General features: G+C 69.3%; 14 protein-coding genes and 1 pseudogene. 3 read left to right on the top strand and 12 right to left on the bottom strand.

The annotated features are described in order from the left end of the window. Positions 1–179: 179 nt before the first annotated feature. A complete protein-coding gene (locus tag BQ8420_RS07830; RefSeq protein ID WP_087097157.1) occupies positions 180–1541 on the bottom strand; it encodes an HNH endonuclease signature motif containing protein in 1362 nt (453 codons plus the stop codon). Positions 1542–2196: 655 nt separating this feature from the next. Here BQ8420_RS07830 and BQ8420_RS07825 point away from each other — a divergent pair. Beyond that, positions 2197–2445: pseudogene (locus BQ8420_RS07825) on the top strand (gamma-glutamylcyclotransferase); the annotation flags it as partial. Positions 2446–2466: 21 nt separating this feature from the next. Here BQ8420_RS07825 and BQ8420_RS07820 read toward each other — a convergent pair. The 7 genes from BQ8420_RS07820 to BQ8420_RS07790 all read right to left on the bottom strand — a co-directional run bounded on the left by BQ8420_RS07820 (position 2467) and on the right by BQ8420_RS07790 (position 13545). Further along, entirely contained in the window at positions 2467–4311 is a 1845-nt protein-coding gene (locus BQ8420_RS07820; RefSeq protein ID WP_087097155.1) for an endonuclease/exonuclease/phosphatase family protein, read from the bottom strand. Positions 4312–4504: 193 nt separating this feature from the next. Beyond that, positions 4505–7072: a polynucleotide kinase-phosphatase gene (locus tag BQ8420_RS07815; protein ID WP_087097154.1), complete on the bottom strand. Its 2568-nt coding sequence runs from the start codon at positions 7070–7072 to the stop codon at positions 4505–4507. Beyond that, on the bottom strand, positions 7069–8556 hold the full coding sequence (locus BQ8420_RS07810; protein WP_087097153.1) for a 3' terminal RNA ribose 2'-O-methyltransferase Hen1: 1488 nt from the start codon (positions 8554–8556) through the stop codon (positions 7069–7071). The genes BQ8420_RS07815 and BQ8420_RS07810 overlap by 4 nt, the downstream gene beginning before the upstream one ends. A 43-nt stretch (positions 8557–8599) precedes the next feature. After that, entirely contained in the window at positions 8600–9625 is a 1026-nt protein-coding gene (locus BQ8420_RS07805; RefSeq protein WP_087097152.1) for a hypothetical protein, read from the bottom strand. Between the two features lie 76 nt (positions 9626–9701). After that, positions 9702–11855, bottom strand: a complete 2154-nt coding sequence (locus BQ8420_RS07800) for a TRAP transporter fused permease subunit (protein ID WP_087097151.1) — start codon at positions 11853–11855, stop codon at positions 9702–9704. Between the two features lie 43 nt (positions 11856–11898). Further along, the gene (locus BQ8420_RS07795) at positions 11899–12483 is read right to left on the bottom strand and encodes a DUF1850 domain-containing protein (protein WP_087097150.1); all 585 of its coding nucleotides are present in this window, start codon (positions 12481–12483) and stop codon (positions 11899–11901) included. 12 nt (positions 12484–12495) lie between these two features. Beyond that, positions 12496–13545 carry a TAXI family TRAP transporter solute-binding subunit gene (locus BQ8420_RS07790; protein WP_087097149.1) on the bottom strand — a complete coding sequence of 350 codons (1050 nt, stop codon included), beginning with the start codon at positions 13543–13545 and terminating at the stop codon, positions 12496–12498. Positions 13546–13748: 203 nt separating this feature from the next. On the opposite strand from BQ8420_RS07790, the gene BQ8420_RS07785 reads away from it, so the two are divergent. Beyond that, complete coding sequence (locus BQ8420_RS07785) at positions 13749–14852, top strand: TAXI family TRAP transporter solute-binding subunit (protein WP_087097148.1); 1104 nt, start codon at positions 13749–13751, stop codon at positions 14850–14852. Here BQ8420_RS07785 and BQ8420_RS07780 read toward each other — a convergent pair. The 4 genes from BQ8420_RS07780 to BQ8420_RS32610 all read right to left on the bottom strand — a co-directional run bounded on the left by BQ8420_RS07780 (position 14830) and on the right by BQ8420_RS32610 (position 19796). After that, positions 14830–16275, bottom strand: coding sequence for a HAMP domain-containing sensor histidine kinase (locus tag BQ8420_RS07780; RefSeq protein ID WP_087097147.1), 1446 nt, complete (start codon positions 16273–16275; stop codon positions 14830–14832). The genes BQ8420_RS07785 and BQ8420_RS07780 overlap by 23 nt on opposite strands. Positions 16276–16297: 22 nt before the next feature. Further along, a complete protein-coding gene (locus BQ8420_RS07775) occupies positions 16298–16978 on the bottom strand; it encodes a response regulator transcription factor (protein ID WP_087097146.1) in 681 nt (226 codons plus the stop codon). A 72-nt stretch (positions 16979–17050) separates the two neighbouring features. Next, complete coding sequence (gene glpD, locus BQ8420_RS07770) at positions 17051–18784, bottom strand: glycerol-3-phosphate dehydrogenase (protein WP_087097145.1); 1734 nt, start codon at positions 18782–18784, stop codon at positions 17051–17053. A gap of 157 nt (positions 18785–18941) precedes the next feature. Beyond that, positions 18942–19796 carry an MFS transporter gene (locus tag BQ8420_RS32610; protein ID WP_087097144.1) on the bottom strand — a complete coding sequence of 285 codons (855 nt, stop codon included), beginning with the start codon at positions 19794–19796 and terminating at the stop codon, positions 18942–18944. On the opposite strand from BQ8420_RS32610, the gene BQ8420_RS07760 reads away from it, so the two are divergent. Next, positions 19716–20150: a MarR family winged helix-turn-helix transcriptional regulator gene (locus BQ8420_RS07760; RefSeq protein ID WP_235005996.1), complete on the top strand. Its 435-nt coding sequence runs from the start codon at positions 19716–19718 to the stop codon at positions 20148–20150. The genes BQ8420_RS32610 and BQ8420_RS07760 overlap by 81 nt on opposite strands. Positions 20151–20250 lie beyond the last annotated feature (100 nt).

The raw sequence follows: 20250 nt of genomic DNA, 5'->3' as shown, positions 1-20250 counted from the left end.
TATGGCTCTGGGTGGGGGGTTCGGTGTGCGGGCATGGCTGTATCCCCACAAGGCATGGGGCCTTTGGGGTCTCTGTCACCCACCCGGGGGTGTTTTTCGAGAGGTGCGGGGGGTCTGCTCCAGGTTGATCGTGCGGAGCGGGGCGATGTTTTCGCCTGGTGGAAGCTGGTGCGGTGGTGTTAGGCGGCTGGTGCTGGGTCGCCCTCACCGTCTTCACCACCTTGATCCCCGGCGGTGTTCTGGCGGTTCTGGGTGTGGTGGTGCTCCCAGATCTGCTGGTTCGCTTTCACCTGCAGGCGGTGCTTGAGCCGGTTGTGGGTGGAGCACAACAGCTGCATGTTGTCGGAGCTGGTGGCCCCGCCGTGGGAGAAGGCGATGATGTGGTCGAACTGCGACCAGCTACGCGGCATATCACAGCCTTCGTGCCACTCGCAGTGAAACTCCTTGTACCCGGCCGCCTGGCGTACGGGATCGGGGGCGCACCGGTGCTTCTGCCCCACATCGAGCAGGGTTTTGCCTTCGGCGTCGGTCAGGAAGCGGCGCAACCAGCTTTTCGGGGTGAGGCGGGAGATCATCTGGTCGGGGATGACCACCCCGTCCTCGGTGACAGCGGGTTCGGCTGTTTGGTCGCCGAGGTAGCGCTTGAGCGGCACGGTGATGTTCAACGTGACCACCGGCCGGGGCGCTTTCGCGCACTCGCGGTGGGCCAGGGCGGTCTCGAAGATCCGCATCATCGCGTCATAAGTGCGCTGATGCTTGGGGATAGCGGCACTGTCGGGCCCGTAGGGTTCGGTGTAGGCGTCCAGGGCGGCCTGGATGAGCTGGTTGTCCGCACCCGGCCCCCACATGCGGAGCAGGAATCCGCCTTCGAAGGTGGGTGAGAATTGGGCGCCACGGTTGTCGAAAGTCTCGTCGTAATCCCGGTCGGCTTTGTCGGGGTCCAGTTGGGCGACGAACCATTTCGCCGCGTCCCGCAACTGACGCACCGACGCTTTCGGGCATTCCTTCTTATAGGCGATCAGCCCGAACTCCAGGCGGGCCCGGAAACCCTCCACGTCGGGGTGCTGCGCCCGGAAGTCCTCATCCGCTGAGTCCAGGACCTTCGCCCAGTCCGTCACAGCTTTTTCGGTGGAGGTCGCGATCGCGCACGCCTCACCCAACGACAGGACATCACCCTGGAACGCCTCGTCCACCAGCGGGAGCTGCTGGTGGTGCAGGGCTCGGGCCAGAGTGGCCAGGTTACCGGCCTCGGCGGCGGAGGTCTTCCACTTGTGGGTGATCCACGCCTTGAGGGTGTTCTGGCCGCCCTCTTCCAGTAGGTACCCGGAGGCTTCCTGTGTGGCGAGCATGGTCAGCATGCCGTAGCGCATCTGCTCAAGATCCCGGTTGGACCGTTCAGCTTGGGCCAACACATCCGCCACACACCCGGGCGGGATATCTTTGTTGAAAAAGGTGAGGGTCTTCTCCCGCGCACTGGCCAGCGCTTCATCGACCGGAGTGTTTCCGGTCTTTGAAGTGCTGTGGGTGGGAGGAAGGCTCATGCTCTGATTATATGCCAATACCCCAAAGAATGGCACCCCTACTCTCGGGTATATTACTTTCTTTTCTCAGGGCGCCGGCATGCCTATCATGGAATGGCGCCTCTTTCAGGTTATCCACAACCCCTTTTTTCCGCCATTACCCCCACCGGTGCTGGCTACCGCTGGGACGCGGCCCGCCCCGAGCCCGGCCTGTAGCGGGCCCTTCGTTGCCCAGGCCGACGCCCACGGCGACGCGCTCAACGAGAAGACGAGAGGGCCGGGTAGGGATTCGGCCGGCTGCGGCCGGACCGGGCGAAGCCCGGCGGCCCGTGAGGGCCCCCTGGGGCCCGTAGGGCCGGTGCCTTTTGGGTCTCTGACCCCACTCCCCGCTTCCCCGATAGCCGCCAACTGCCGTCGTAGCGAAGCGGGTCAAGGTGGAGCGCTCTCTCGGCGAAGCCGCCCCAGCGACGACCTTGACGCGCGTAGCGGAGACGGCCACAATCACGCGGCGGGGAAGGAGGGAAACCCACCGCAACCCCGCCCAACAACCCCAGGGCACGAGACCCGAGGCGCACCACGCACTCGCCCCGGGCAGCACAAAACCGGCGAAACCAGCGGCTCCCCCATGATCAATGGGATCACGTAGCCGGAACAGTCCACCAGCCCGAAAACAGCGACGGTCCGGGGAAAACTGGTGCAACAGGGCTGGGGCGCGGCGGCCGGGTACCCGGGCATCGTCCTGGACGGGTCCGGCCCCGAGGTCCACGGCTTCGTTCTCGGCTCGGCGGAACTGGACCGGCACTGGAAGCGCCTCGACCACTTCGAGGGTGACGAGTACGAGCGGGTCCTGGCCCCGGTCCGGCTGAGCAGCGGAGAGACAGCGCAGGCGAACGTCTACACCCTGCGCCGGGTCTCAGGCGCCTGAGACCCGGCACGAACGGATGGATCAGCCGCGATGCGGCGGGGTGTTGCGCCGGGTGTCGATCCACAACACCTGCGGGTCGTGGTCGCTGACCTGGTCGTAGAACTCGGAGTTGATCCGGGCCACGTCGTAGTCGACGCGGCCGGCCAACGCACCGTTCACCAGGATGTGGTCGAGAGCCTGTGAATTGCCGTCGAAGACGTAGTTGTAGCCCTCGTTTGGCTCCAGCAGGTCCACCATGGGGTTGGCGAGCGCACCGTCCCCGGTCAGGACGTCCAGGGTGCGGGAGAACTGGAAGTCGTTCAGGTCGCCCATCACCACCAGGTTCGCGTCGGGGTCCACCGCCAGGAGCTCGTCGGCGAAGTCGCGGACCAGTTTGGCCTGGGCGTGACGCTGGGCCTCGCTGCTCCGGTTCGGCGGCTGCCGGACCCCGTGCAGTGCCTCGTCACCGCCCTTGGAGTTGAAGTGGTTGGTGACCACGTACACGTCGCGGTTGAGGGCGCGGAAGTGACCGACCAGCGGCTTGCGGCTGGATTCCCACGCCTCGTCCTCGGGGCTGATCCGGCCCGGGGAGACCGACAGTTCGGCCCCGTTCTCACCCTCGACGACCTCCACGGCGGTGGTGGCGTCGCCGCCCTCCACGTCGACGAACCGGGCCCGGTCCGGATCGAAGAGGAACGCGTTGCGGATGTTGCCGCCGGGGACACCACCGTCCTGCTTGTCCTCGGGGCTGATCTGGCGCCACTCGTAGGTGGGACCGCCGGCGTCGGCGATCGCGTCGACGAGGCGATCCAGGGTGAGGCCGGCGTCGACCACGCCGTCGTCGGTCTCACCGCTGTCGTCCTGGATCTCCTCCAGTCCGACGATGTCGGGGGCTCCGACGTACTCCACGAACCCCTCGGCGAGGGCGTCGAAGTCCGCCTGGTCGTCGGCGCCGCCGAGGTTCTCGACGTTGTAGGTGGCCACGGAGACCTCGTGGCGCTCCGCCGCGCGAACCGGCTTCCGCTCCAGGTCACCCGTGACGTGTTCGCCCAGGGACGTGGCACGGACGACGTAGCCGCCGAACTGGCTGTAGTAGACGGGACCCTCGGTGACCCCGGCGAGGGTGTCGCCGACGTTCGCCTCCGGGAAGGGGCGCTCCGCGTGGTCGATCAGCGACTCGATCTTCACCCGGCCGCCGTTGGGGTCGTCGTAGGAGCCGTAGTGGGCGCCGCCGTTCGCCGTGGGGTTCTCGTCGGGGCGGGTGGTCACCCACAGGGCGTCGTAGCCGTCGGTGGGCGCGATGACGGGGGCGTCCTCCACCCGGACCCGCATGTGCTCGTGCGCGGCCCAGAAGTCGAGGGCGTAGGTATCGGGTTCCAGTTCCAGGTCGGTGATGTCGCCGCCGTGGTCGGGTGCGTAGGCGGCGGGGAGGGTGTCCTCCTCCAGCAGGACCGACTCGGGCAGGTCGTTGCCGGCGGACACGATGTTCCAGTCGGCCTGATCGAGCTGGGTGATGGTCTGGGCGCCGTCCTGCGGGCGGTACTCGCTCACCCGCCCGGTGACCAGGACCTCGTCGCCGACCTCGACGTCGGGGGTGGTGGAGCCGGTGAAGACGAACAGCGCCTCGCTGGTGCGAGGGTCGCCGTCGCCCTCGGGGTCCTGGAACCAGAAGCCCTGTGCGCTGCCGAAGCCGGCGATCGCGGTGACCACGCCGGGCAGGTCGGTGACCTCCTCGCCCACCAGGGGCGAAGAGCGGGTGGTGCCCTGGACGTCGTGGACGCGCAGGTCACCGGATTCGGCCAGGGCGGGCACCGCCGTGACCAGTCCGGCGCCCAAGGCCATGGCGGCGAGGACGACTCCGGTGGTTCGGTGGGGGGTTGGGGACACGCCTGAATCTCCGGTGGGCTCGGGGGTACGGGGTCTCGTGCGGGCACATCATCGCCCTCGGGGGTGTCCCCTCGAAAGAGGGGACGTGAAAGGAAGACGAAGCGGAATCCGATTGTGCTGATCCCACGACGAAGAGTCGCCCCGAACCCGGTGTGATCCTCCAAGTCCGGGGCGTCCCATCACCCTCGTTCCGTCACAGGCGGGGGTCGACCGGTTCGGTCTCCAGCGCCAGCAGCGCGAAGACCGGCTCGTGCACCCGCCACAGCGGTTCGCCCGCGGCCACCCGGGACAGGGCGGTCAGCCCCAGCTTGTGCTCACGCATGGCCAGCCCGCTCTTGCGGCCCAACTTGCGGTCCTTGAGCACCGCGATCCGCTCCGGATCGGTGTAGTCCGCCCCGTAGATGATCCGCAGGTACTCGGGGCCGCGCACCTTGAGCCCGGGCTGGGCCAACCCCTTGCGGGCCTGGGCACGTGCGCCGAGCAGCGGCTTGACCACCATGCCCTCGCCCCCGACGTCGACCATCTCCCGCCACCACTCGGCGGCGGCCGCGCAGGCGTCGCCGTCGGTGGTGTCCACGACCCGGTAGCGGGTGCGGTGGATCATCGGGTGGGCGTCGGCGAGCTGTTCGGCCAGGCTCATGTGCCAGAGGTGGTCCGCCTCGGTGTACTCGCGCCCCTCGGTGGCGAGCAGCATGAACGGGGCGAACCTCAGTCCCTTGGCACCGTCGGTCTCCCAGGTGTAGCGGCGATAGACGTCGCTGAACGCCGCCATCTGCTCACCGCGGCGTTCGATGGTCGCGGCGAGCCCGGAGACGTCCACACCGCGTTCGGCCGCCGCGGCCAGTGCGGCGCCGGCCGCAGGCAACGCGGCCCGCGCGGCGGCGCCCACCGACGCGTACTGGTCACGGATGAGTGATCCCGCCTTGGCCGACCAGGGCAGCATCTCCCCGTCCAGGGCGACCCAGTCGGTGCCGAGCTTGTCCCACAGGCCGGCGTCGGTGACCGCGCGCCGCAGTTCGTCGACCATCGTCCTCTGAAGGTCGGCGTCCTTGAAGAAGGGACGTCCGGTGCGGGTGAAGACGGTGCCGAGTTCGCCGGGGACGAAGCGCCGTTCGGCCGCCGCCTCGTCCCGGCACAGCACCGCCACGGCCCGCGAGCCCATGTGCTTCTCCTCGCAGATCACCTGGTCGATGCCGGAGGAGCGGAACGAGGCGAAGGCCTCGGAGGGGTGCTCCAGCAGGCCCGGGTCGGCGGCGGTGGGCGCGGGCGCCATCGTGGGCGGCAGGTACACCAGCCACCGCGGGTCGACGGCGAAGCGGCTCATGACCTCCAGCGCGGCCGTGGCGCTCTCCCCGCTCGCCCGCACGACGCCGTCGTCGGTCTCGACGAACAGACCGGCGTGGAGGTTGCCCATGCCGAGGTCGGCGACGTCGATGACCTGCCCGGAGCTTCGCTCGGACTCCTTCGTCGCGTCCTCGACCAGCGGGCGCGCCGGCTCGTACCAGACACGTTCGGCGTCCACGTCCACGATCTCGCGCTCGGGATAGCGCAGCGCGGTGAGGCGTCCACCGAACACGCACCCGGTGTCCAGGCAGATGGTGTTGTTGAGCCACTCGGCCTTGTTGGTGGGCACGTGCCCGTACACGACCATGGCCTTGCCCCGGTAGTCACGGGCCCAGGGCAGGCGCACGGGCAGGCCGAACTCGTCGGTCTCCCCGGTGGTCTCGCCGTACAGGGCGAAGGAGCGCACCCGGCCGGAGGCACGACCGTGGTACTCCTCCTTGAGCCCGGCGTGGGCGATCACCAGCTTCCCGCCGTCCAGGAGGAGGTGGCTGACGAGGCCGTCGCAGAACTCCACGACGCTCCGGCGGAACTCCTCGGTCTCGGCCGCCAGCTGTTCGACGGTCTCGGCGAGGCCGTGGGTGAGCTTGCCCGCGCCCTTCTTCAGGTAGCGGACCAGCTTGTTCTCGTGGTTTCCGGGCACGCAGAGGGCGTCGCCGTCGGCGACCATCCCCATGACCAGACGCAGCACGCCGGGGCTGTCCGGGCCACGGTCCACGAGGTCACCGACGAACACGGTGGTGCGCCCCTCGGGGTGGTTCCCGCCCACGGGCCGACCGTGGTCGTCTCGCCGTAGTTCGTAGCCGAGGTCGTCGAGCAGGGACTCCAGCTCGGATCGGCAGCCGTGCACGTCACCGATGATGTCGAAGGGCCCGGTGAGTTCGGTCCGCTCCGGCCAGGGACGTTCCAGCTCGATCCGGGCGGCGTCGATCTCCTCCTGTCCCTTGAGGACGTACGTCTTGCGCACGCCTTCGCGCGCCATGCGCTTGATCCCGTCGCGCAGGTCACGGCGCTGCCGGCGCACGACGTGGTCCCCGAAGTTCCGGTCGGGTCGGGAACGGTTGCGCGCCACGGCCACGGACTCGGGCACGTCCAGCACGATGGCGGTGGTCAGGAGGTTGTTGTCCTTGGCGATACGGATGAGCTGCGCGCGGGCCTTGCTCTGGACGTTGGTGGCGTCCACGACGGTGAGCAGCCCGCGCCGCAGTCGGATGTCCACGATGGTGTTCAAGAGCGCGAACGCGTCGGCGGTGGCGGTCTGGTCGTTCTCGTCGTCACTGACCATGCCGCGGCAGAAGTCGGAGCCGATCACCTGGGTGGACTCGAAGTGCTTCGCGGCGAAGGTCGACTTGCCCGACCCGGATACCCCGACCAACAGGACGAGCCCCATCCGGGGCACGCGGAGGTTCGTCTCGGTCATCGTGTGAGGACCCCCATCTGTGTCGGTGCCCCGGTCTCGGGGTGTTCGTCGCCGACCGGCAGGTACCGGACGGTGTAGCCGTACCGCTCGGCGACCCGGTCGGCCCACTCGGTGAACTCGGCGCGGGTCCACTCGAAGCGGTGGTCGGCGTGGCGGAAGGACCCGTCGGTCAGGCCTTCGTAGTGGCGGTTGTACTCGGCGTTGGGCGTGGTGACCACGACGACGCGGGGCGCGGCGTCGCCGAAGACGACGTCCTCCATGGCGGGCAGCCTGGAGGGGTCGAGGTGTTCGACGACCTCCATGAGGACGGCGGCGTCGTGGCCGTGGAAGCGCTTGTCCCGGTAGACCACCGACCCCAGCACGAGTTCGGTGCGGGCGCGCTGTCCCTTCTCTCGTGGGGTCTCGGTGAACAGGGGCCGGTGGCCACGGCCACCGCCCGGGTCGCAGCCATCACAGAGCTTGCGGTGAGCGATCTCCAGGCCGGTCAAGTGGACGTCCACCCCGGTGATCCGCTCCAGGTTCCGGTGCCGGACCAGCCGTTCCAGCAGCTTCCCGTCGCCACAGCCCAGGTCGATGACGCTGGTGGCGTGCTCGGCGTCCAGGACCGCCTCGATCGCGTCCGCCCGGCGGTCGGCCAGGGACGGCTCGCGCTCCTCGACCACCGGGTCGGTGGGAACTTCGTCCTGGGCCTGGTCCTGGTCCTCGGACTCGGACTCGGTGAGGCGGGCCAGGGCGGTGCGCACGTACCGGTCCCGGCGGGCGAGGTAGCGCCGGGTGATCCACTCGCGTTCGGGGTGCGCGGCGAGCCAACCCGCGCCGTCCTCGGATTCGACCCCGTCCACGGGGGCGCCGCCGGCGCGCAGCAGCTTGTCGATCTCGGTGGAGTCCACCCAGTAGTGCTTGTTGCCGCCCTCCATCGCGGGCAGCAGCACGTACAGGTGGCTGAGGGCGTCGGACAGTCGCAGGGTGCCGGTCAGGGTCAGCGACAGGTAGTGGGAGTCGCCCCAGCCGGGCAGCCCCGGGTCCAGTGGGACCGGTTCGGCGCGCACCGTCCAGCCGAGCGGCTCGAACAGGGCCCGGGCCTGGTCCGGCCCCGGTCGGCAGGGTACCGCGGGCAGGTGCAGCTCCAGCGGGATGGGCGTGGCGGCCAGTTCCGGGCGCCCCTCGCACACACCGCGGATCGCGGTCCGCATCACCCTGCCCAGCGCCACCGTGAACAGTGAGGACGAGGCGTAGGGTCGGTCGTTGACGTACTGGGCGAGGGCGAAGTCGGGCGTGCTCACCGACGTGCGCGTACGCAGCAACGCCCGCGGGTCCACTTCCAGCAGCAGCGCCGCCGTGCAGCGTTCCTCGGTGGCCTCGGGGTAGAAGACATGCGCCGTCCCGAAGGACTGCTCGAAGCCCTGCGCCTTGTCAGGGTGCTTGTGCAGCAGGTATCCGAGGTCTGTCGCCGGGTGGGCCGTGGTCGTGATCGTCAGTAGCACCCATGCATTGTGTCGGACCACCCCACCTGGGAACCAGTGCTTTTCACCCCGTGCCGGTCTCCACCTCGGGGGCCTGACGGGGGTCCACGCCGAGTTCGGCCATGGCCGAGGCGATCCCCGTGCGGGCGGGACCGAAGAAGGACCACGGGATCTCGTGGTAGAACCGGCCGGCCGCGCCCAGGTGCCAGCGCGCCGGGGCGGACTCACCCGACCGGTGGAACGCCCACGCGAACAGGTGGTGCGCCTGCACGTCGCGCACGTGCGGCACGGCCGCCGACGCCCACGCCTGGGCGAGCCGGAAGAGTTCACGGACCCCGTCGCCGTGCAGGCGGCCCAGGCTCATGGACACGATGTAGGGGCTCTTGCCCTCCTCGGTCAACCTGCGCTGTTCCCCGCGCAGGTACTCGGCGTGGGCCAGGGCCAGCACCGCGGGAAGAGGACTGCCCTCGGGCGCGGTGTCGGCCGCCGCACCCGCCTCGGCGAACATCTCCTCCACCGACCCTCCCCGGTTGGGAGCCAGGGCCCGGACCCTGGTCATGTGGGCGGGCATCAGGTGCGGCGCGCGGGTGGTCGCCTCGGTCCAGGAGCGTTCGCGTTCGTCCCGATCCCCGAGCCCCATGGCGACGGTCTGCAGCGCGGCCCAGGGGGCGGCGTCGTCGGGGTTGAGCCGGGCGGCCTCCGTCAGGGGCACACGCGCCTCGTGCAGCGCGGCTTCCACCGCCTTGTGCTCGGCGGTCCCACCGGAGGGCAGCGACATGGCGCGGGCCAGCAGGGCGTGCCCCAGCCACAGCAGGGTGTCGGCGGGGTCGGCGCCGTCCTCGACCAGGGCGACCACCTCGTCGGGCCGGTCGAGAGCGGCCCTGCCCAGGGCCTCGGCCTGGTAGGAGCGGGCCTCGGGGTCGTCACGGGTCTCCATCAGCAGCGAGGCGCCCACCTCCACGTCGCCCTGACGGACCGCGGCGCAGCCGGCGCGCAGCAGGGGGTCGGTGCCCAAGGACGCCGAGACCAGCACTCCTTCGAGGTCGGTGCCGCCGAGCGGCTTGGAGGGTTTCCGTCCGAATCGCCACATGCCTGCCATGTCAGCGAGGTTAGGTCATCGGAGGGCCCGCCGCCCCGAGGGGACGACGGGCCCGGTGAAGCGGGGGTCAGCCGACCTTCGCCTCCGCCTTGGCGTCGGTGCCCGGCTGCGGTTGGCCCACCGGCGCGACCAGACCCTTGGCCTTGTCACGACGGTGGTTGATCATCTGTAGGGCGATGAGCACGGTGCAGGCGATGCTTCCGGCCAGAACGAACCAGTGCGAGGCCACGTGGACCGACAGCAGCGACTCGGTCCACCCGGTCCACTCGGGGGCGATGAGCACCAGCGCCGCGGACAGGCCGAGGGCGATCCGTTCGCCGAGCATGGTGCGGCGCAGGAACCAGCCCTCGATGGCCATGGCTCCCGCCGCGAGCGCCAGCGACCCCGTGACGATCGCGAGCACCAGGTCGAGGACGGGCCCGTCGACCTCCATCAGCGCCGAGTAGGCCATGAGCAGCGGGATCAGGTAAAGGCCCTTGGCGAACTTCCACGCGGACACACCCGAACGCATCGGTTTGGCGTCGGCGATGCCCGCGGCCGCGAACGCCGCGAAGGCCACCGGCGGGGTCACGTTGGAGTCCTGGCTGAGCCAGTACACGATCATGTGCGCGACGATGAGAGCCAGACCCAGCTGTTCCAGTGCCGGACCGGCCAGGATGACCAACACCACGTAGGAGGCGGTCACCGGCAGGCCGATGCCCATGATCAGGGAGGCCAACGCGACCATCACCAGGGTCATGAACAGGTTCCCGGCGAAGGCGTTGACCAGCACGTCGGAGAAGACCAGACCGAGGCCGGTGAGGCCGACCATTCCGACGATGATGCCCGCGACGGCGCACGCCACCGACACCGGCAGGGTGCTGCGGGCCGCCATGACGAACACCTCCAGGAAGTCCCGGAGGGTCAGGCGGCTGCCCGCGCGCAGCATGGCCACGACCAGCAGGGCGCCACAGGCCGCCATACCGGCCTGTGTGGGCGACACGTAGTTGAGCAGCAGCACGATGAGCAGGATCAGCGGGGCCAGGAAGTGCCAACCCGAGCGCATCACGATGGCGAAGGAGGGGACATCCTTCCCGCTCATCGCCCCGACGTTGTGCTTGCGAGCGAGGATGTCCACGAACAGGAACATCAGGCCGAAGTACATGAGCGCCGGGATGATCGCGACCTTGACGATGTCGGCGTAGGGGATACCCAACCGCTCGGCCATGAGAAACGCACCCGCGCCCATGATGGGCGGCAGGATCTGACCGCCGGTGGAGGCGGCGGCCTCCACACCCGCGGCGTCGTGCTTCTTGTAGCCGACCTTCTTCATCAGCGGGATCGTGAACGGGCCGGTGGTGACCACGTTGGCGATGGCGCTACCCGACACCGAACCCATCAGGGCGCTGGCCAGCACCGCGCCCTTGGCGGGACCGCCGACCATCCGTCCGGTGAGGACGTAGGCCAGACCGACGAAGAAGTTGCCGCCACCGGTCTTGGACAACAGTGCGCCGAACAGGATGAACACGAACACGAAGGTGACGACGACCCCGAGTGTCAGCCCGTAGATACCGTCATTTCCCAGGTAGGTGTGGGTGGCGATGCGCTCGTAGGTGGCCCCCGAGTGACCGAACTGGCCGGGGATCATCGGGCCGACCCAGGCGTAGTACAGGAAGGCCGCCACGAGGATCACCATGATCAACCCGACCGAGCGGCGGGTGGCCTCCAGCAGGATCACGATCGCGACCGCGCCCATGATCCAGTCCAGGTCGGTGTAGGCACCCGCTCTGCGGGCCAGTTCGGTCTGAAAGGCGATCGGGTAGATGCTGATCACCACGGTGCCCACGACCATGAACAGGTCGATCACGGCACCGATCACGAGCAGGACCGGGTTGCCGTCGACCTTGCCCTTCTTGAACGGCGGCATGATGAGGAAGACCAGCAACATCACCAGCATCAGGTGGATGAGGCGCTGCTGACGGGCGTCGAGCCCCGCGCGCAGGGCGATGTAGAGCTGGAAGGCGGTCAGGGCGATACCGAGGAGGAGGACGGTCCCTCCCACGATCGCCCCGGCCCGGCCGTCGCCCCAGCGCTCGGCGGCGACCCTCCGCCAGAACGGCGGTGCGTCCGCGCCGAGACCGTCGACATCGGGCAGCGCGTCGGCGGAGGTGCCGGTATCACGGCCCCCCTCGCGGGTGCCTTCGGTGGACGCGTCGCCCCGCGCCTGTGGGATGTCGGCCATGTTCTTCCTCGGGTTCTCTGGGCGGGGTTCGTCAGGCGGGGTGTCAGTGGGGTGTGTCGCATTCCGGCTGCGGGTCGGTGTCGAACAGCAGCTGGAGGGTGGTGGCTCGGACGGGTTCGACGACCACGCGTTGGGTGGCCAGACACGGGGAGAGCCGTACCTCGGCGTCGGGGGTGATGACCCGGTGGTCGACCGAGGGCGCGCCCACCCGGATCGCCACCTCCGGGCCGATATCGCGGTTCATGTCCTCGATGACCCACCATTCGCCGTCGGCCCTTCCGGTCCCCTCTCCGGGCCGGTGGCCCATGCCCGCGCCGAACTGGCGCAGGCGGGTGGAGTCGACCACCAGGTTCCCGTCCCTGACCTCGATGTACTCCTCGATCGGCAGGTGGTCGATCGAGTGCACGTAGGAGAGGGTGAACAGCTCCCCCTCCGCCAGGGGCAGGTGGCCCAGCCGGTCCTCGTCCACGCTCAGTCGGAGCGCGGGCCACAGCGGCACCGCCGCGGCGGTCGCGACCGCGGCCACGACGACGAGGGCGACGGCGATGGTGAGCCGGAACGCGGCGACCCGCGGACCCGGGGAGACCCCGGTGTCCACGGATCGCCGTTCCCCGGTGGGATGAGCCATGGGGTGGGCGTCCTACTCCTCTTCGGAGCCGGTCTCGGGCCGCAGCTCCTCGGGGATGTCGACGCCCTCTTCCTCGTAGAAGCGGACGGCGCCCGGGTGGACCGGGACCGGGCTGTTCTCGATGCTCTCCGGGACGAGGTACTCCTCGCCCGGGGCGTAGACACCGATGACCTCGTCGATGTTGTCGAACATCGCCTTGGTGATCTCGTACGCCTGGTCCTCGTTGAACTCACCGGGCACGACCAGGGCGTTCCACACGGCGATGGTGTTCACGTCGTCGTCGACGCCCGGGTAGGTGCCGCCGGGGATGGTGTGCTCGGTGTAGCCGCCGTAGCCGGCGACGATGGCCTCGCGCTCCTCTTCGCACATCTCGATGATGTGGATGTCCTCGGTGGTGCCGAGCTCGGTGATGCCCGAGTGGCCCTCGCCGACGACCCAGGAACCGGCGTCGAGCTGGTCGTTGGACAGGGCGTTCGCGGTCTCGGCGTAACCCAGCTGCTGGAGTTCGATCTCGGTCGAGGAGATCTCCAGGGTCTCGAACACCTGGTTGGTGGTGGCCTCGTTACCGCTGCCGATGTCACCGACGGAATAGCGGTTTCCGACCACGTCGGAGAAGCACTCGAAGCCCTTGTCCACGGCGATGTCGTCCAGGGTCACCGCGTGGAACACGTTCGGGTACATGACCGCGAGAGAGTACGTCTCGACCGGGTCGGCCTCGAAGTCGCCGGTGCCGGTGAAGCCCTGGTCGGCGGCGTCGCCCTGGACGATGCCCAGGTGGCCGTCACCGCTGTTGAGGAGACGGATGTTCTCCACGGAGGCGCCGGTGGCCTCGACGGAAGCGTTCTGCCCCTCCAGGTTGTCACCGATGATGGTGCGCAGCGCGCCACCGATCGGGTAGTAGACACCGCTGGTACCACCGGTGACGATGCTGAGGTTGGACTGGACCGGGCCTTCGCCGAGGCCGACGTCCTCGTTCGCCTGTTCGGCCGGCTGTGCACCACAGGCGGCCAGTGTGAGGACACTGGCGGGGATGGCGGCCAGGGACAGCAATGTGCGTCGCATGGTCGGTTGGTCCTCTCGGGTTTTCTGGGTCAGGGGGTATCGAGGGTGTGTACAGCCGATGTGCGTCCGCCCTCCGGACGCGAATGTGGCCAAAACCACTTTCCGTCGCCAGAAACGTAACGGTCATGCCCGTGAAACGGGTAACCCCGTGGGTGGGATTTGAGCCTTACCTGAGGTTCGCCCCCGGTTGCTATTGTGCGAACATGGCGCGGACCCCCACCCACCGTCTGTGGGCGACCACCCGAGTCCTGACCGCCGGCCTGTTGGCCGTCTCCCTGCTCTCCTGGTCACATCCCCCACGCACGGATCCACTCCGTCTGGCCATCGGCACGGGCGGCAGCGGCGGCGTCTACCACGTCTACGGCGCCGGATTGGCGCAGGTGACCGCTCCCGACCCGGACACCCAGATCACCGCACTGACCACCGCGGCGAGCGTGGAGAACAACCGACTCGTCGCCTCGGGTTCGTTGGATGCCGCCTTCACTCTCGCCGACGTGGCCGCGCTCGCCGTCGAGGGTCGGGAACCGTTCGACCGACCGCTGCCCATCACCGCGATCGCCCGGCTGTACGACAACTACACGCACGTGGTGGTGCGCGCGAACTCCCCCTACGAGACCGTCTCCGACCTGGCCGGGAGCACCGTTTCGGTGGGCGCCAGGGGTTCGGGCACCGAGATGATCGCCGAACGGCTGCTGAGCACCGCCGGGCTGGAGGAGGGCCCCGACGACGTCCCGACCGAACCGCCCATGGACGAGGAGTCGCCGCAGGACCTGCTGGATCCGCGGGAGCCGGTGCCCGACGACCCCTCGGAGGTGAACCGAACGCGGTTGTCCATAGGCAGTTCGGTCAGGGCGCTCGAAGACGAGCGCATCGACGCGTTCTTCTGGTCCGGGGGCCTGCCCACCCAGGCCGTCTCCGACCTGGCCGCGCGGACCCCGGTCCGCCTGCTGGACCTGTCCGAGCACGTCCCGGAGCTGGTGGAGGAGCATGGGGAGTTCTACTCCGAACTCCCCGTACCGACCGGGACCTACGAGAACGTGCCGGCGGTGCGCACCATAGGGGTACCGAGCCTGTTGGTGGCCAACGCCCAGATGCCGGACCGGACGGCCCGGGAGTTCACCCGGTTACTGTTCGAGTCGCAGAACGCTCTGGTGGAGATCCACCCGGTCGCCCTCCACCTGCACCCTCGATCGGCCATCGCCACCCTGCCGGTGCCCCTGCACCCGGGTGCCACCAACTACTACCGGTCGGTCAAGTACGCCTACGACGAGCGCACGTCGGGGCTCAGTCCGAAATCGACGTACTAGGGTCCCGGAACGCGGGTAGCGGCAGCCGGATTCGTGCGTCGATGCCGTTCGGGTGAGCCGTGCGAAGAGTGAGTTCCGCGCCCTGGAGCTCCAACAGGGTGACCACTATGGACAACCCGAGCCCGGATCCTCCCCCGAAACCCCCGCCGTCCCGCCAGAAGGGTTCGGTGGCGCGTTCGAGTTGTTCGGCGGGGAGCCCCGGACCGTCGTCCACCACATGCACGTCCAGGTGGCCGCAGCCCTCCTCGTCCCACACGGGCGCGTCCACCCGCACGGTGATGCGGACCCCCTCGCCACCGAACTTCAGCGCGTTGTCGATGAGCACGTCCAAGGCCTGATCGAGGGTGCCCTCCACACACGGCACCGACACGGCGGAGGTGCCCTCGCAGGTCAGATCCGCGCCGGCCCGGTCCGCGATGGGTCTCCACCCCGCCACCCGATCCTCCGCGACCTCCCTGGGGTCCTCCCACACCATCGAGTGTTCGGCGTCCTCCGCCCGGGCCAGCGTGAGCAGGCCGTCGCAGATACGGGTGAGCCGGTCGACCTCGTCCAAGGCCAGACCATGGTCCTGTGCTCCGTCCGGTCCCAGATGACGGGACAGTCCGTCCACTCGAAGCCGCAGCGCGGCCAAGGGGTTGCGCACCTGATGGCCGGCGTAGGCGACGAAGGTGCGTTGGCTCTCCAACATGGAAGTGATGGTGTCGGCCATCTGGTTGAACGACTCGCCCAGGCGGCGCAGTTCCTCCGGCCCCGCGGCGGTGCGTACCCGGGTGTCCAGGCTGCCGCCGCTCACCGCGCGGGTGGCCTCGTCGAGGTCGTCGATGGGACGCAGGATCCACCGGGTCAGCGGACCGGCCGCCATGATGCCGACGAACATCAGCCCGGTGGCCACCAGCCACGCCACCCCCCACTGGACGGTGGTGGCGCGGCGCAGGGACTTGGTGGGCGAGAAGGTGACGGCGGCGCCCACGACCTCACCGGAACGTCCGATGGGTTCGGCGACGATGAGCGGACCATCCTGCCAGGGCCAGACCACGTTGTCGGCGCCCATCCGGTTACCGGCCAGCGCCGTACGCACCGGTCCGGGCACTTCCTCCCCGCCCTCAGGCCAGCCGTCCGGGTCCAAGTCCGCCAGGGTCAGCCCCGGGCGTGAGGAGGCCACCACCTCCCCGTCCCGGTCCACCACCAGCGCCACGATCCCGTACACCTCCTCGTAGGAGGCGAGCTCACCGGAAAGGGTGCCCTCGTTACCGGTGAGGACACTGGGTTCGGCCAGTCCCGCGAATCGGGCGGTGTCGTTGATCCGGTCCAGCATCATGTCCGAGGTCCCACGAGCGGCGATACTGACGCACAGCGGCACGGCCAACGACAGGCAGGCCACCACCAGCAGGGTGACGTACACCGTCACCAGTCGTCTACGCATCCCCGGCTCCCTCGCCGGTTCTTCAGACCCGCGGGACGGGGGAACCGACCGCCAGACGGTAACCCACCCCGCGGACGGTCTGGATGAGCCGGGGTGCCTCCAGCTTGGAGCGCAGGGTGCCGATGTGCACCTCCAAGGTGCGCAACGTGCCCGGCCAAGAGGTCTGCCACACCCTCAGCAGCAGGTGATCACGCGAGACCACCCCTCCGGCCTCGCGCACCAGGACCACGAGGAGGTCGAACTCCTTACGGGTGAGCTCCACCGGTCGGCCCTCGCAGGTGACGGTGCGGCTACTGGTGTCCACCCTGACGGGACCGGCGTCCAGAGCGGTGCCGACCCGGGTGCCGATACGACGCAGTACCGCCTCCATCCGGGCGCACAGTTCCTCGATGGCCAGGGGTTTGACCACGTAGTCGTCGGCGCCCGAGCGGAGCCCGAGGACACGTTCGCGCTGCCGTCCCCGCGCGGTGACCATGATGATGGCGGTGTCCCCGAACTCCTGACGTTCACGGAGCGCACGGCACAGGTCGATGCCGTCCATGTCCGGGAGCCCGAGGTCGAGTAGGACGACGTCCGCCGGGGACGCGGCCAGCGCGTCCCCGGCGGTACGAACCTGTACGACCTCGTAGCCGTTCGCCTCCAGCGCGCCGGCGAGCGCGTCGGCGAGCCGGACGTCGTCCTCGACGAGCAGCACCTTGATCATGACCGAGGGTCCTTTGGGGGGTGTGCGTAACTGGGCGGTGGTACGCACCCTAACCCCACCGAGCGGAACCCGTCAGGAACGGCCTCCCGGCCTCCCGATGTGCACGTCCGGAACGATCTCCGGGGCACCGAGCTGGACCGCGTCCGCTTCCTGGTCGGTGTCCTGTTCCTGAGCCACGCGCTCGGCCTCGATACCCTTGCGGTAGAACTCCACCTCGCGTTCCACCTGCTCCTCGTCCCACCCCAGGGGTCCGGCCATCAACGCGGCCGCCTCCTCCGCGGCCGCGATGCCCCGGTCCCAGGTCTCGAAGGAGATACGGGTACGTCGGGTCAGGACGTCCTCCAGGTGACGGGCGCCCTCCGCCTCCACCGCGTAGACGACCTCCGCCCTCAGGTAATCGTCGGAGCCGGCCAACGGACGAGCCAGGTCCCCGCGCTCCTTGATCAGGTCGAGGAGGTCGTGGACCTGGGAACCGAACCGGCGCAGCAGGTGCGAGATCCGCGAGACGTGGAGCCCGGAGTTCCGGGCCAGACTGTGCCGCTGGTTGTACAGCGCCGCGTACCCGTCCGCGCCCACCAAGGGCAGCTTGTCGGTGACCGAGTTCGGGATGGCCCCGCCCAGTCCGTGCGCCACCGCGTCCACCGCGTCCTTGGCCATGACCCGGTAGGTGGTGTACTTGCCGCCCGCGATGAGCACCAACCCCGGCACGGGGTGGGCGACGGTGTGCTCGCGGGACAGCTTGGAGGTCTCGTCGGACTCCCCCGTCAGCAGCGGGCGCAGCCCCGCGTAGACACCCTCGACGTCATCCCGGGTCAGGGGCGTGCGCAGCACCTGGTTGATGTGGTCCAGGACGTAGTCGATGTCGGCGCGGCTCGCCGCGGGGTTCTCCTTGTCCAGGTCCCACGGGGTGTCGGTGGTGCCGATGATCCAGTGGCGGCCCCACGGGATCACGAACAGCACGCTCTTCTCGGTCTGCAGGATCATCCCGGACGAGGCCTGGATACGGTCGCGCGGCACCACCAGGTGCACGCCCTTGGAGGCGCTGACGTGGACCTGTCCGCGACCACCGACCATCTCCTGGATGTCGTCGGTCCACACACCCGCGGCGTTGACGACCTGCCGGGCGCGGATCTGGAAGTTCTCGCCGCTCTCCAGGTCGGCGGCGGTCGCCCCGACCACGTGCTCGCCCTCGCGCAGGAACTCGACGGCCTGTACTCGGGAGGCGATCTTCGCTCCCAGGCCGGCCGCCGTGCGCAGGACCGTGGTGACGAAGCGGGCGTCGTCGACCTGGCAGTCCCAGTACTGGATGGCGCCGGCCAAGGCGCTGCGCTTGAGCGCCGGGAACACCTTCAGCGCCCCGGACCTGGTCAGGTGTCGGTGCGTGGGCAGCCCCCGGTTGTTGCGGGAGGTCATGGCGAGGGCGTCGTAGAGGGTGACGCCCGCGCCGATGTAGAAACGCTCCCAGTGGTGCTCGAACGGGAACAGGAACGGCACCGGACGCACCAGGTGCGGTGCGATGGTGGTGAGCAACAGCCCGCGTTCCTGGAGTGCCTCACGGACCAGTTCGAAATCGAGCTGTTCCAGGTAACGCAAGCCGCCGTGGATGAGTTTGCTGGATCTACTGGAGGTACCGGAAGCGTAGTCCCGGGCCTCGATCAGCCCCGTGGAGAGTCCGCGTGAGACCGCGTCCAGGGCGATGCCCGCCCCGACGATCCCGCCTCCGACGACGAGGACGTCGAGTTCCTCGTCCGCCATGGATTCCAGCGCCGTGGTGCGGCCCTTCGGTCCCAGCCAGGTGGTCGCCATTGGTCGTCCTCCGTATCGATGGGTCTTCCTCCCAGGCGCATACCCGCCCGAAGCCCCCGTCCATCGGACCGATCGGTGTGGCGACCGACCGGTGAGCCTCAGGCTAACCGGGCGGCCGGCCCCACCCGTGGTGCCACACGGAGGGAGGGACCCGGGTTCACCGGGTCGGGCCACCGCGGATGGCCAGGGCCAGGAAAGCCACGACCGTCAAGGCCGCTCCTCCGGCGAGGGAGGCCGCGGTGAGTCCACCGCCGGTGCCCGCGACCGCTACCAGCGCCGCGAGTCCTACGGCTCCGCCGAGTTGCTGCGCCGTGGACACCGTAGCCGAGGCCACCCCCTGCCCGGCGTCGTCGATCTCGGCCCCCGCCGCCGCGAACACCGCCGGGTAGACGGTGCTCGCGGTGAGACCGAGCAGGACCACCGAGGGCAGGACCATCCAGTAGTGGTCGCCGGAGACCGCCCAGGCGAAGGCGCCCGAGGTCACCGCCACACCGAGCACGCCGACCAACAGGATCCGCCGTACGCTCCAGCGGTCGAGCAGCCGGGGCAGCAGGAAGGCCGAGCCGAGCATGGCCACCACCCCCAGCGCGATCACGCCGACGCCCGTTCGAACGTCCTCCTGGATCCGGGAGATCCCGAACACCAGAAGGAGCGCTCCGCCGGTGGCCAGGGCCGCTCCGGGCAGATCGAAGCCGGACAGGCCCGCGTTCCGGGGGTCGGTGGGCAGCACTCGTGGAGCGGCGATGGCCACGGCCAAGGCGAGCGGGACGAGCGCCCAGAAGACCGAGGCCCACCCGAACAGACTGGTGAGAACACCGCCGAGGGCGCCCCCGGCCAGGGCGCCGACGACCGAGGCGCCGGCCATCACGGCGGCGCCGAGGAACGCACCTGGAACGCCGCCACCCTGGCGTTCCTCCTGCTGGACCAGCGCGTGGAACGCGACGTCCAGCAGGAGGTCGACCTGCCCCTGACCTACTACGAGCTGCTGGTCCTGCTCTCCAAGAACGAGCACGGGTCACTGCGTATGAGCGAGCTGGCCGAACTCACCCACACCAAACCAAGCCGCATCACCCACGCCGTCCGCAAACTCACCGAGGCCGGTTTCGTGGAACGCCGACACTGCGAGACCGACCGCCGCAGCTGGTTCGCCGTTCTGACCGACCAAGGCCGCGAGGTCCTCCAACGCGCCGGTGCCCCGCACGTGGCGAGCCTCCGCGAGAATCTCCTGGACCTGCTCACCCCCGAGCAGCACGATCAACTCCTGGACATCAGCCGCACCTTGCTCGCCCACCTCGCCCCCGCCGATCCTCTGGCCCGCGAGAAAACCCCGACCAACGAGGTCCGGGAGCTCCGAGCCGAGCTCTGAAGTGGGCTCTGAAGTGGGCTCTGACTCGACCCCTGAGCTGGGTTCTGGTCCGGATCTGGATCTGGATCTGGATCCTTGAGGTTGTTGGGCGGGGTGGGTT

This window comes from Nocardiopsis sp. JB363, from assembly GCF_900143625.1.
Classification (GTDB): domain Bacteria; phylum Actinomycetota; class Actinomycetes; order Streptosporangiales; family Streptosporangiaceae; genus Nocardiopsis.
The sequence above is the reverse complement of the archived record's forward strand: the minus strand, read 5'-3'. Positions and strand labels throughout refer to the sequence as shown.

What these genes read in the sequence shown, in the direction of transcription:
- BQ8420_RS07785 (WP_087097148.1), top strand. Translation starts at nt 13,749, where the DNA reads ATGGCGCGGACCCCCACCCACCGTCTGTGGGCGACCACCCGAGTCCTG.
- BQ8420_RS07775 (WP_087097146.1), bottom strand. Translation starts at nt 16,978, where the DNA reads ATGATCAAGGTGCTGCTCGTCGAGGACGACGTCCGGCTCGCCGACGCG.
- BQ8420_RS07815 (WP_087097154.1), bottom strand. Translation starts at nt 7,072, where the DNA reads ATGACCGAGACGAACCTCCGCGTGCCCCGGATGGGGCTCGTCCTGTTG.
- BQ8420_RS07805 (WP_087097152.1), bottom strand. Translation starts at nt 9,625, where the DNA reads ATGTGGCGATTCGGACGGAAACCCTCCAAGCCGCTCGGCGGCACCGAC.
- BQ8420_RS07830 (WP_087097157.1), bottom strand. Translation starts at nt 1,541, where the DNA reads ATGAGCCTTCCTCCCACCCACAGCACTTCAAAGACCGGAAACACTCCG.
- BQ8420_RS07780 (WP_087097147.1), bottom strand. Translation starts at nt 16,275, where the DNA reads ATGCGTAGACGACTGGTGACGGTGTACGTCACCCTGCTGGTGGTGGCC.
- BQ8420_RS07790 (WP_087097149.1), bottom strand. Translation starts at nt 13,545, where the DNA reads ATGCGACGCACATTGCTGTCCCTGGCCGCCATCCCCGCCAGTGTCCTC.
- BQ8420_RS07800 (WP_087097151.1), bottom strand. Translation starts at nt 11,855, where the DNA reads ATGGCCGACATCCCACAGGCGCGGGGCGACGCGTCCACCGAAGGCACC.
- glpD (WP_087097145.1), bottom strand. Translation starts at nt 18,784, where the DNA reads ATGGCGACCACCTGGCTGGGACCGAAGGGCCGCACCACGGCGCTGGAA.
- BQ8420_RS07795 (WP_087097150.1), bottom strand. Translation starts at nt 12,483, where the DNA reads ATGGCTCATCCCACCGGGGAACGGCGATCCGTGGACACCGGGGTCTCC.